This window comes from Methylibium sp., from assembly GCF_013817345.1.
In the GTDB taxonomy this organism is placed as follows: domain Bacteria; phylum Pseudomonadota; class Gammaproteobacteria; order Burkholderiales; family Burkholderiaceae_C; genus Methylibium.
The window spans coordinates 1-11,599 of record NZ_JACDCW010000114.1 but is presented as its reverse complement, the minus strand read 5'-3'; the positions used below and the strand labels follow the sequence as shown (position 1 = coordinate 11,599).

Genomic DNA, 11,599 nt, shown 5'->3' with positions numbered 1-11,599 from the left:
ACCCTCGCTGTTCTCGATCACGCGGGTGGTGTTGCCTTCCATGATGGCGACGCACGAGTTCGTGGTGCCCAGGTCGATGCCGATGATCTTGGCCATGGTCAAAACTCCTTCAAACTGAATTCGGTTGGGGATGAGTTGCGGACTGCATCCGGTTCTTCAAGCGGCACGCGGCCAACGACTAACTGGGAGCCGTCACGGTCACTAGCGCCGGCCTGAGCACCCGGTCGGCGATCAGATAGCCCTTTTGCAGCACAGCAACGATGGTGCCGGCCTCCTGCTCGATGCCTTCGGGCGCCGGCACCACGCTGATGGCCTGGTGCTGATGCGGATCGAACTTGGTGCCGGCCGGCGGGGCGATCTCCAGCACCTTGTTGCGCTCCAGCGCGGCCGTGAGCTGGCGCAGGGTGGCGTGGGTGCCTTCGCGGAGTTGCTCGGCGGTGGCGTTTTCGATCGCCAGCGCGGCCTCCAGGCTGTCCTTGACCGGCAGCAGGCTGTCAGCGAAGCCTTCGACCGCGAACTTGCGCGCCTTGCTCATTTCCTCGTCGGCGCGGCGGCGGGTGTTCTCGGATTCGGCCTTGGCGCGGAGGTAAGCATCGGCCACCTCGGCGTGCTTGGCTTCGAGCTCGGCGAGGCGCTGCTCGGGCGAAAGGTTTTGTGCGGGCGCGGACTCGGTGCCGGCCGGCGCCGGGGCGTCGGTCATGTCGGGAGCTTGGTGTTCTTGAGGGTTTTCCATGGGCTGTGGGGGTGTCCAGCGGGGGTCGCAACACAACTGAGGCCGCTGTCGGCCCTTTCAAGGGGATCGAAATGCGGCGGGCGGGCAGGGGGGCGGGCGGGCTGTCTGATCAGCCGTCTCCGCCGCCGTCGAGGGAGGCGCTCCAGCGGTCCCAGTCGGCGAGCTGGCGGCGGTCGCGCTTGGTGGGGCGGCCCTGCTCGATGGCCAGCGCCGGTTCGGGTGCGACCCGGCGCTGCTGCGCGAAGGCCTCGCGGGCGGCGCGGCTTTCGGCGGTTTCCTCGTAGAGGGCCTGAGCCACCGGCGCCGAGCCGCGCACCGCACTCAACGCGACCACGCGCACCGTGCGGGGTACGGGTCCCTGGCGCAACTGCAGTTCATCGCCGGGTTTGAGTTCGCGGGAGGCCTTGGCCACCTGACCGTTGACCTGCACCCGGTGCTTGCCGATCTCGTCGGCGGCCAGGCTGCGCGTCTTGAAAAAGCGCGCCGCCCACAGCCATTTGTCCAGGCGCACGCCCGCGGAAGAAGGAGGCGTCGTCATTGGGGCGCATTGTCGCGCAGGCGCGGCCGCGGCCGCGGCCACAGCCGCAGCCGGACAAGCGGCAGGCCGCGCTGGATGCTTCAGCGTTTCGCGCCGAGGCGCTGGGCGCGCTCGGCCTGTGCCCGCATCTCGGCGCCGTCCGCCGGCTGCAGCGGCCAGCCCTGCAGGTGGCGGATCGTGATCGCGCTGAGTGCAGCGATCCATTCGTGCTGGTCGTTGAGGCAGGCGATGTACCGGAACTCGCGGCCGCCCGCCTCCAGGAATGCGTGACGAGCCTCCTGAGCGATCTCCTCCAGCGTCTCCAGGCAGTCCGAGGTGAAACCGGGGCAGGCCACATCGACACGCTGCACACCCGAGCGCGCCAGCGCCACGAGCGTCGGCTCGGTGTAGGGCTCAAGCCAGCGCGCGCGGCCGAAGCGGCTCTGAAAGGTGACCAGCACCTGCTCCGGCGTAAGCGACAGGCGTTCGCGAAGCAGGCGGGCAGTCTTCTGGCATTCGCAGTGGTAGGGGTCGCCCAGCTGCAGGGTGCGCTCGGGCACGCCGTGAAAGCTGAGCACCAGGCGCTCCGGCCGGCCGTGCGCCTGCCAGTGGCCTTCGATGCGCCCGGCCAGTGCGCCGATGTAGCCGTCATCGTCGTGGTAATGGTTGACGAAGCGCAGTTCGGGCACGCGGCGCACGCTGGCGGCCCAGGCATAGACGGCGTCGAACACACTGGCCGTGGTGGCCGCGGCGTACTGCGGGTAGAGCGGTAGCACGAGGATGCGGGTCGCGCCCTCGGCCTTGAGCGCGTCGAGCTGGCTCGCCACCGAAGGCTGGCCGTAGCGCATGGCGTGGCGCACCAGCACCGGCGTGCCGCGCTCGCCCAGGTAGCCGGCCAGCAGCGCCGCCTGCTTGGCCGTCCACACTGCCAGGGGCGAGCCTTCGTCGGTCCAGATGCTGGCGTACTTGGCGGCTGACTTGCGCGGCCGCACCCGCAGGATCACGCCGTGCAGGATCAGCCACCACAGCGCGCGCGGAATCTCGACCACGCGCGGGTCGCTCAGGAACTCCGCCAGATAGCGGCGCAGCGCCGGGGCGGTGGGCGCGTCGGGCGTGCCGAGGTTGACGAGCAACACGGCCACGCGCTCCAGGCTGCCATGGCGGTGGTCGGGTTCGGGTCGGTGCTTCATTGCGAGGAGGTGAGGTGCAGCGCGTCGAGGTCGTTCATGACGCGCTCGATGTCGATCGGTTTGGTCCAGTAGCCCGCGAACCCGGCCCGGCGTGCGCGTTCCAGATCCTCGGGCATGGCGTCGGCCGAGCACATGAAGGCAGGCGTGTCGGCCAGCCCCGGTTGGCGGCGCAGCTGTGCCAGGACTTCGTAGCCGGTCATGCCCGGCAGGTTCGCATCGAGTATCAGCACCTCGGGCCGCCACCGGCCCGCCACCGCCAGACCTTCGGCGCCGTCCTCCGCGATGCGCAGTTCAATGCCGCCGCGAAGTTTGATCGCCTCCTCGAACAGGATGGCGTTGACGCGGTTGTCCTCGACGTAGAGCATGCGCATCGGCGCGCGTGCGCCGATCTTCCCGGAGGCCGGGGTGGCGACCGACGCCGTGGGCGCTGCGTCCTTCGGGCCCTTGTCGGTGCTGTTGGTGCCGGCCGCGGCCAAGGGCAATTCCAGCCGCACGCAGGTGCCCAGGCCCGGCCGGCTGCTGAGGCTCAGCGAGCCCTGCATGCCCAACATCAGCCGGCGCGAAATGATCAGGCCCAGACCACTGCCTTCGACGTTGGAGGTTTCCAGGCCGAGCCGCTCGAAGGGCTGGAACAGGCGCGCCGCCTGTTGCGCCGTCAGCCCCGGGCCGCTGTCTTCGATGAGCAGTGCGCAGCGCCCGCGGCTCGCGGCTTCGAGGCGATAGCTCAGCCTGCCGCCGTCGCGGTTGTACTTGACCGCGTTGGAGAGCACGTTGAGCAGCACCTGACGCAGCCGCTGCGCGTCCGCGCGCACCCGCAGGCCGGGATCGATGTGGCCGTCGATCGTGATCGCGCGCAGGTCCGCCATCGGCCGCACCATGTCGAGCGCGGCGTCCAGCGCTTCGGCGAGCGGCAACACGGCGAGCTGCAGGTTCAGCCGGCCTTCCTCGACCTGCTGGAGGTCGAGAACGTCGTTGACCAGTGCCAGCAGGTGCTGGCCGGCCTGCAGGATGTGCTCGCTGTACTGGTTCAGGCGCTGCTCGTCGTGGCCGCCGTGAAGGCGCAGCAACTGGGCGAAACCGATCACCGCGTTGAGCGGCGTGCGCATCTCGTGGCTCATGCGCGACAGGAATTCGCTTTTGGAGCGGCTCGCCAGTTCGCTGGCCTGCTGGTCGCGCAGCGCCTGGTCGGCGAGCTTCTGGCGAGTGATGTCGCTGTGCGTGCCGACCGAGCGCCGCGGGCTGCCGTCGGCGCGGCGTTCGACGATCTTGGCGCGGTCGAGCACCCAGAGCCAGTGGCCGTCCTTGTGGCGCAGTCGGTGCTGGGTTTCATACTCGGCCGTTTCGCCGCGGCGGTGGCGGGCGATTTCGTCCATGACGCGGCGGTGGTCGTCCGGGTGGATGCGGCGGGTCCAGTCTTGCAGCCGGTTGCCGACCTCGCCCTCGGCGTAACCCAGCATCTCCTTCCAGCGCCGCGAGAAGAACACCGTGCCGCTGTCTTCATCGTGGTCCCATACGCCGTAGCCGGCGCCGTCGAGCGCAAAGTTCCAGCGCGCCTCGGCCTGCTCCAACGCGCGCTCGGCGGCGCGCTGGGCCGTGATGTCGTGGCAGATCAGCACACAGGAAGGCCGGCGATCCTGAGGTGGCAACTGCAGCGTCTGCACGCTCACGCGCAGCAGGAGCGCGCGCCCGTCCGGGCAGGCGAGGCGGTGCACCCGGCCACGCACGCTCGACGCGCCCCGCAGCACCTGGCGGACCGGGTGTTCCTCTTCAGCGAGCGGTTGGCCGTCTTCGTGCTGCAGCTGAAAGCCGAGTTGGCTGGGGCGCGCACCAGCGATCTGTTCCTGCGAGCAGTGCAGGAGCTCGCAAGCCGCGGGATTGGCCGTGACGACGTTGCCATCGGCACCGATCACCAGCAGGCAATCGCTGATGGCCAGGGTGACCGAGCGGTACAGCGCCTCGCTGAGGCGAAGCCGATCGGCGGCCCGGCTGCGCTCGGTGACGTCGCTCAGCAGGCCGATGTAGTGAGTGAGTTCGCCGCCGCCGTCGCGCACGGGCGCGACGTGCAACTCGTTCGCGAAGGCGCTGCCGTCCTTGCGGTAGTTGTTCAGCACCACGGTGGCGGCTTCACCGTGCTCCAGCGCCCGGCGCAGCACCGTGAGGCCCGGCTGGTCCTTTTCGTCGCCTTGCAGCAGACGGCAGTTGCGGCCCATGACTTCCGCGGCGGCGTAGCCCGTGAGGCGCTCGAAGGCGGTGTTGACGTAGTTGACCGGCAGGTCGGGCCGGGTCGCGTCGACGATCATCATCGGCAGCGCCGCCTCGGCCTCGAGCGCGCGCTGCAGCAGCCGCACATGGCGTTCGAGCGTGCGCAGTTCGGTCAGGTCGCGTAAGAGGAACAGCGCCTGGTCGCCATCCATCGGCGAGATGCGCGCCTCGAAGTCGCGGCGGGTGCCGTCGGCGATGACCGCTTCGTATTCGAGGCGCTGCACCTCGCCGCTGCCGTGCGCCTGGCGGACGACCGTCTCGAGCGAATGCAGCGGGCGCTGCGGCTGCAGGTCGGCGAGGCGGTGCCCGCGCATTTGATCGAAGGGCTTGACCAGCCAGGGATGGTGCTCGTCGCTGCATGCGAGACAACGCGAGGCGCTGTCGATCACGAACCACAGGTCCGGCACCGACTGCAGCACCGCACGCATGCGCTCTTCGGAGGCGCGCAATTGCGCTTGCTGCTCGGCCAGCTTGAGCTCGGCGCGCTTGCGCGCGGTGATGTCGACGGAAAGGTGCACCACGCTGCCGTCGGCCAGGCGCTGATCGGTCGTCAGCACGTAGAGCTCGCCGAAGCGCATCTCGTGGCGAGCGCCGGGCTGATCGACGACGGCCAAGCGCCAGCGGACGAACTCCGCCTCGCGCCCGGCCGCCTCCGGGTAGCCGCCGCGCGCGACCATCTCCTGCAACAGCGACTCCCAGGTTTCGGCCCGCCCGTCGGTGAAGGGAGCACTGTTGCGCCGCCAGACCTTGTTGCTGAGCACGATGCCACCGTTCGGGTCGGAGATCATCACGGCGGCTGGTATGTGCTCCATCGCGCCTTGCAGCAGCTCCTGCGCCTGTTGCGCTTGCGCACGCAGCGCCAGTTCGCGGGTGACCTCGCGCGTGGCGCCCCGGTAGCCGCGAAAACGGCCGGCCGCATCGAACATCGGCTCGCCGCTGAAGGAGATGCTGATGGTGCCGCGCGATGTTTCGCGCTCGGCGATCACGTCCTTGAACGCGCGCCGGGCGGCGCGGGCTTCCAGATAGGCGTTCCAGCTCGCGCGGTGGTCGGGATGCGGTCGAACGACACGGTGCGCGTGCTGGCCGATCTCGGCAGCGGGCGCAAGGCCGGCACGCTCTTCCAGGCTTTCGGACACCCAGGTCATCACGCCTTCGGCGCTGCTCTCCCAGAGCCAGTCGCTGCCGGCACGGCTGGCTTCGCGCACGCGCGCTTCCTGCAGTTGCGCGCGCTGCGCACGAAGTTGTCCCTCGAGCAGCGAGCCGGCCAGACCGGCCAAGTCGGTCAGCGCCGCCAATCCGCGCGCTTCGAGCCGGTTGTCATGGCGGTCGTCGATCACGCACACGGTGCCGATGCGCTGGCCGTCCACTACGAGCGGCTGCGCGGTGTAGGAGCGCACTCCCGCCGTGCCGCTGACCAGCGGGCTGTCGGCAAAGCGCTCGTCGGTCGTGGCATCGACCACTTCGAAGACCCCGTCGCCGAGGATCGCGTGTGCGCAAAAGGAAAGCTCGCGCGGCGTTTCGATCAGCGCCGTGCCGACGGCAGCCGCGAACCACTGGCGGTGCTCATCGACCAGGCTAATTGCACCGATCGGCCAGCCGCTCTGCATGCTCGCCAACCTGGCGATAGACGCCAGCGCCGGCGCGATCCCGGCCTCGCCGAAGCGCAGCTCGTGCAGGATCTGCAGTCGCTCGGCTTCGTTGGCGGGCAGGGGGGCCGGCTTCATGCGGCAGTCGGCGGCGCTCGAGAAAGGGTGGCGCTAATGTACTGGAGCCCCCACTCGCAATGGCGCTCGGAAATGGCATGGCGAGGTAAGGTGCGCGGTCCTTCACGCCGGTCCCGATCGCCATGCTTCCCCCTGCGGCGCGCATCCGCGCCATCACCCTGGACCTCGACGACACCCTGTGGCCGATCGGCCCGACCATCGTTCGCGCCGAGGCGGCGCTGGCGGCCTGGATGCTGGAGCATGCCCCGCGCGTCGCCGAACGCTTCGACATCGCCGCCACGCAAGCGCTGCGCGCTGCCGTCGCATCCGATTGGCCCGAGCGTGCGCATGACCTGACCGCCATGCGGTGCGAGACGATCCGCCGCATGCTGGCGAGCAGCGGCGAAGACGAAGCGCTGATGCCGGCGGCCTTCGACGTGTTCTTCGCCGCTCGCCAGCAGGTCGAGTTGTACGCCGACGTGCAGCAGGCGCTCGAGCGGCTGGCTGCGCGTTGGCCGCTGATGGCATTGACCAACGGCAATGCCGATCTCGAGCGCGTCGGTGTGGCGCACTGGTTCAAGGGATGCCTGCGTGCGCATGACGTCGGTGTGGGCAAGCCCGATCGGCGGATTTTTGCGGCCGCTTGCGTGCGGCTCGACTGTGAGCCGGGCGACGTGCTGCACGTCGGCGACGATCTGCTGCTCGACGTGCACGGCGCCTTGGCGGCCGGCATGCACGCGGCCTGGGTGCGGCGTATCGGCGATGACCGGCCTGTGACTGCGCCGCCGTGCTGGCACGGGCCCGACCTGCTTCGGCTTGCCGAGGGACTTGGCGTTTGAAAGTTTCCTTCGCAGTCTGACCGTGCCCTTTGCGTGACGAAGGCGGCGGGCCCCGGAGGCTTCAGTGCCGAAGGGTAATTCTCGGCCGGCTGAGCACTTGTCGGTCAATGCCCCGAGCGCGGCACGGTGTCGTGAAAGCTCAGTATCTCGAAGTGCACGGTCGGTGCCGTGGCGTCGGTCGGCGCTGCACCCAGGCAGATGACGCCGCTGCCGTGCAGCGTGCAACTGCCACGGCGCAAGGCGACCACGTCGTCTCGCCCGGCGAAGCGAACGAAGGTGCCGTTGTAGCTGAGGTCGCTCACCTGGAAAGTGCCACCATGCCATTCGACGCGGGCGTGCGAGCGCGAAACGCGGGTGTCGTCGATGCAATAAGTGGCCTGCGGGCTGCGGCCGAGCACTGCGGGCAAGTCGGTGCCGGCGAATACACGGTTCACTTCACGCCAGGCCAGCCGCAGGCCGTCGGGCTCGCGAGCCGGCGCGCTGCCCTCGAACAGCGTGGCCACGGTTTCACCGAAGCGCCGCGCCTCGAGCCGGTACACCTGCACCGGCTCCTGGCGGCCGCGCAACTGCAGCTTGGACAGCGAGCGGAAGCGCCCGCGGTGCTCGGCCTCCAGGCCCTCGAGCACCTGCTCGGTGGCCAGGGTTTCCTTGTCGCCGGCGCGGTCGAGCAGGCGAGCGGCCACGTTGACGGCATCGCCGAAGCAGTCGCCGTTCAGCTCGACCACCTCGCCGTGCGCCATCGCCACCTGCAGCTTGAGTGCCGGCAGTTTGAGCGTCGGCCGGCGCGAGCCGCCGCGCGGCGTGTCGGCGACGATGCGGTCGAGTGATTCGTGCATCTCGTCGGCCGCGTCGATGCCGCCCTGCCGATGCTCGAACACCGCCATCAACCCGTCGCCCAGCGTCTTGACCACCACACCGCCGCAGGCAGCGACGATCTGCGCCATCAAGTCGACGCTCTGCGTGACCACCGATGCCGCCTCGGCATTGCCGAGCGTCTCGAACAGACCGGTGCTGCCGCGAAGATCGGCAAACAGAACGGTGCGTTGGAGCAGGGTGGTCATCGGTACGGGTCGGTCAAGGCGGGGAAAGTTTAGCGCGCGTGAAAAGACGCACGATCGGCAAAGGACGAGGGCGAAAAAAAGCCCGGCGGATGCCGGGCTTCGTGTCGAGCGAACTGAGCGCCCCCAGGGCTCGGCGGCGCCGAGCCCGCCTCCCGAGGGGGATCAAGGAACTCGGGAGCGGCCCTTCGTTTCCTTGAGAGGCTCAAAGATTGTCGAGATAAGTGCGCAGCTTGTCCGAGCGGCTCGGGTGCTTGAGCTTTCGGATCGCCTTGGCTTCGATCTGGCGGATGCGCTCCCTCGTCACGTCGAACTGCTTGCCCACCTCTTCCAGCGTGTGGTCGGTGGACATCTCGATGCCGAAACGCATGCGCAGCACCTTGGCTTCGCGCGGCGTGAGCGAGTCCAGGATGTCCTTGACCACATCGCGCAGGCCGGCCTGCATGGCCGCTTCGATCGGCGCGGTGTTGTTGGTGTCCTCAATGAAGTCGCCCAGGTGCGAATCGTCGTCGTCGCCGATCGGCGTTTCCATGGAGATCGGCTCCTTGGCGATCTTCATGATCTTGCGGATCTTGTCCTCGGGCATCTCCATCTTCTCGGCCAGCGTGGGCGCATCTGGCTCGAACCCGAACTCCTGCAGGTGCTGGCGCGAGAGCCGGTTCATCTTGTTGATCGTCTCGATCATGTGCACCGGGATGCGGATGGTGCGCGCCTGATCGGCGATCGAGCGGGTGATGGCCTGGCGGATCCACCACGTGGCATAGGTCGAGAATTTGTAGCCGCGGCGGTACTCGAACTTGTCGACCGCCTTCATCAGGCCGATGTTGCCTTCCTGGATGAGGTCGAGGAACTGCAAGCCGCGGTTGGTGTACTTCTTGGCAATCGAGATCACCAGGCGCAGGTTGGCCTCGATCATTTCCTTCTTGGCGTCGCGCGAAGCCTTCTCGCCCTGGTTCATCTTCTTGTTGATGAGCTTCAGGTCGTCGATCGGCACGACGGCACGGCTTTGCAGGTCGATCAGCTTTTGCTGCAGGTCCTGGATCGGCGGCAGGTTGCGCGCCATCACCGCGCTGTAGGACTTGTTCGACGCAATTTCCTTTTCCGCCCACTTCAAATTGAGCGAATTGGGCGGGAAGCTGCGGATGAAATGCTCTTGCGGCATGCCGCACTTGTCGACCACGATCTTGCGCAACTCGCGCTCGTAGCGGCGAATGTCATCAACCTGCGAGCGCAGGATCTGGCACAGCCGCTCGATGGTCTTGACGGTGAAGCGAATGCTCATGATCTCGGCCGAAACCGACATCTGCGCGCGGTTGTAGGCCGGCGACTTGTAGCCGTCGCGCTCGTAGGCCCGGCGCATGCGTTCGAAGTGGCTGCGCAGATCGTCGAGCTTGACGAGAGCCTGCGTCTTGAGCTCCTCGAGCTTCTTGGTCAGCGCCTTGGAGCCGCCTTGGCCGTCGTCGTCGTCTTCCTCATCGAACTCGTCGAAGTCTTCCTCGGCGACATAGTCGTCGGCTTCCTCGTTGGAGACGAAGCCATCGACGGCTTCCGAAATCTGCATGTCGCCGGCGCGGATCTTGTCGGCCAACACCAGGATCTCGGCGATGGTGGTGGGCGATTCGCTGATCGCCAGCATCATGGCCTGCAGACCGCCTTCGATGCGCTTGGCGATTTCGATCTCGCCTTCACGCGTGAGGAGCTCCACCGTGCCCATCTCGCGCATGTACATGCGCACCGGATCGGTGGTGCGGCCGAACTCGGAGTCCACCGTGGAGAGCGCCGCCTCGGCTTCTTCCTCGGCTTCTTCATCAGTGGAGGTGCCGGTGGAGGCACCGGCGATCAGCAGAGTGGCGGCATCGGGCGCCTGCTCGTAGACGGCGATGCCCATGTCGTTGAGCATCGAGACGATGGCCTCGAGGATCTCGGCCTCGACCAGTTTCTCGGGCAAGTGGTCGTTGATTTCCTGGTGGGTCAGGAAACCGCGCGTCTTGCCCATCTTGATGAGCGTCTTGAGTTCCTGACGGCGCTTGGCGACCTCGTCTTCGGTGAGCGCCGTCTCGTCCAGGCCGAACTCGCGCATCAGCGCGCGCTCCTTGGCGCGCGAAACCTTCATGCGCAGCGGCTTGGCCTTGACCTTGTCTTCGGTCGTCTCTTCAGTAACCGTCTCGACTTCGCCTTCGAGGTCGGCCTCGATGTCGGACAAATCCTCATCGAGCACCGGCATGGCGGTCTTGCCCGCAACGACCTTGCCCTTGCGGGCCGGTTTGTCGGCTGCGTTGCCGGCCTTGACCGCCGGCTTGCCGGTCGGCGCGGCTTTTGTTCCCTTTGTCGCAGGCTTGGCGGTCGCCTTGACGGCGACGGCGGGCGCGGCGGCTCCGGCCGACTTCTTGAGCGGCTTGGACTCGACGGCTTTGGCGGCGAGCTTGTCGGCAGGAGCGGCAGGAGCCGTCTTGGTGGGCTTGCTCGCAGGGACGGGAGCGCTCTTCTTCGCGGTCATGCGATTCCTTGGAGGATGGTTGTCTCGGGGGCTACAGGCCGCACACCTTGCGCCGACGACTGCACACGCGGGCCATGCGGTGCCGCGCTGAGGAGGTCGGACCGCTGGGCGCCCGAAAGGGGCACATGCAGCGCCAAGTGTCGGCGGGCAAGCTCGCGTGAGTGTCCTGGAAGGTGCAGCCCTTGCGGGGAAGGTTGGCCTGTTATGCCCCTTATCAAGGGTGGCCGGGGCCGGAGGTGCTGCGCTCACTCTTGCCGCATCTGACTAGCCGGTGATTATCGGCGAAGAATGGCCGGGCGTCAAAGCGATTGCCAAAGCATTCAATTGGCCGGCTTGACCGCCTGCGAGCTCAGCCGGACTTTGAGGGCATTGGCTTCGGCCCGGGTCTGTCGGATCGCCGCCAGTTGCTCCGGCGAGGGCGCCGCCAGGGAAGTCATGCCTTCGAGCTCGCGCTCCAGGGCGTCCAGGCGGACCCGGCAGACGATCACCTCCAACTCGGTAACCGTCGTGTCGCCGCTCGGCATCTCGTGCAACGCGGCCAGCCGCTCGGCCAGTTGGGCCAGCGCCGGCTCGCCCCCGGCCGCTCGCATCTCCACGAGCAGGGTCTGCGGCGACAGCGCCCCTTCGTCGTGGACGCGACGTTCGAGCCAGCAGAAGAAATCGCCGTGCGGGGGCTGCACCTGCGACAGCAACTCGTGCGCCTCGGCGTCCAGCCGCTCCCACAGATCCGAGCGGGCCACGAGCAACGCGACCGCCCGATCCAGCGAACTGGCGGTCGCCCGCAGCGGCCGTCGCCCGGG

Annotated in this window: 8 protein-coding genes and 1 pseudogene; 1 reads left to right on the top strand and 8 read right to left on the bottom strand. The window is 68.0% G+C overall.

Going from position 1 to position 11,599, the window contains the following annotated elements:
- The 5 genes from H0W40_RS20080 to H0W40_RS17015 all read right to left on the bottom strand — a co-directional run.
- On the bottom strand, positions 1-96 hold a 96-nt coding region (locus tag H0W40_RS20080; RefSeq protein WP_367153836.1), incomplete at its 3' end, for an Hsp70 family protein.
- Between the two features lie 82 nt (positions 97-178).
- A complete protein-coding gene (gene grpE, locus H0W40_RS17030) occupies positions 179-733 on the bottom strand; it encodes a nucleotide exchange factor GrpE (protein ID WP_292448594.1) in 555 nt (184 codons plus the stop codon).
- A gap of 109 nt (positions 734-842) precedes the next feature.
- Complete coding sequence (locus tag H0W40_RS17025) at positions 843-1,271, bottom strand: RNA-binding S4 domain-containing protein (protein WP_292448591.1); 429 nt, start codon at positions 1,269-1,271, stop codon at positions 843-845.
- Positions 1,272-1,351: 80 nt separating this feature from the next.
- Positions 1,352-2,440 (bottom strand): ferrochelatase, encoded by a 1,089-nt coding sequence (gene hemH / locus H0W40_RS17020; protein ID WP_292448588.1) that lies wholly within the window; start codon positions 2,438-2,440, stop codon positions 1,352-1,354.
- Positions 2,437-6,426 (bottom strand): PAS domain S-box protein, encoded by a 3,990-nt coding sequence (locus H0W40_RS17015; RefSeq protein WP_292448585.1) that lies wholly within the window; start codon positions 6,424-6,426, stop codon positions 2,437-2,439. Before H0W40_RS17015 ends, hemH begins: the two co-directional genes overlap by 4 nt.
- A 122-nt stretch (positions 6,427-6,548) precedes the next feature.
- Here H0W40_RS17015 and H0W40_RS17010 point away from each other — a divergent pair, with 122 nt between their 5' ends.
- Positions 6,549-7,244: an HAD family hydrolase gene (locus H0W40_RS17010; RefSeq protein ID WP_292448582.1), complete on the top strand. Its 696-nt coding sequence runs from the start codon at positions 6,549-6,551 to the stop codon at positions 7,242-7,244.
- 104 nt (positions 7,245-7,348) lie between these two features.
- On the opposite strand, the gene H0W40_RS17005 is transcribed toward H0W40_RS17010, so the two are convergent.
- From H0W40_RS17005 to H0W40_RS16995, 3 genes and pseudogenes are all read right to left on the bottom strand, one after another.
- Positions 7,349-8,305 carry an FHA domain-containing protein gene (locus H0W40_RS17005; protein ID WP_292448579.1) on the bottom strand — a complete coding sequence of 319 codons (957 nt, stop codon included), beginning with the start codon at positions 8,303-8,305 and terminating at the stop codon, positions 7,349-7,351.
- Between the two features lie 202 nt (positions 8,306-8,507).
- Positions 8,508-10,799: an RNA polymerase sigma factor RpoD gene (gene rpoD / locus H0W40_RS17000; RefSeq protein WP_292448576.1), complete on the bottom strand. Its 2,292-nt coding sequence runs from the start codon at positions 10,797-10,799 to the stop codon at positions 8,508-8,510.
- 320 nt (positions 10,800-11,119) lie between these two features.
- Positions 11,120-11,599, bottom strand: a pseudogene (locus H0W40_RS16995) (DNA primase); the annotation flags it as partial.

Coding starts and splice junctions, on each gene's coding strand:
- hemH (WP_292448588.1), bottom strand. CDS start 2,440: ATGAAGCACCGACCCGAACCCGACCACCGCCATGGCAGCCTGGAGCGC.
- rpoD (WP_292448576.1), bottom strand. CDS start 10,799: ATGACCGCGAAGAAGAGCGCTCCCGTCCCTGCGAGCAAGCCCACCAAG.
- H0W40_RS17005 (WP_292448579.1), bottom strand. CDS start 8,305: ATGACCACCCTGCTCCAACGCACCGTTCTGTTTGCCGATCTTCGCGGC.
- H0W40_RS17025 (WP_292448591.1), bottom strand. CDS start 1,271: ATGACGACGCCTCCTTCTTCCGCGGGCGTGCGCCTGGACAAATGGCTG.
- H0W40_RS17015 (WP_292448585.1), bottom strand. CDS start 6,426: ATGAAGCCGGCCCCCCTGCCCGCCAACGAAGCCGAGCGACTGCAGATC.
- H0W40_RS17010 (WP_292448582.1), top strand. CDS start 6,549: ATGCTTCCCCCTGCGGCGCGCATCCGCGCCATCACCCTGGACCTCGAC.
- grpE (WP_292448594.1), bottom strand. CDS start 733: ATGGAAAACCCTCAAGAACACCAAGCTCCCGACATGACCGACGCCCCG.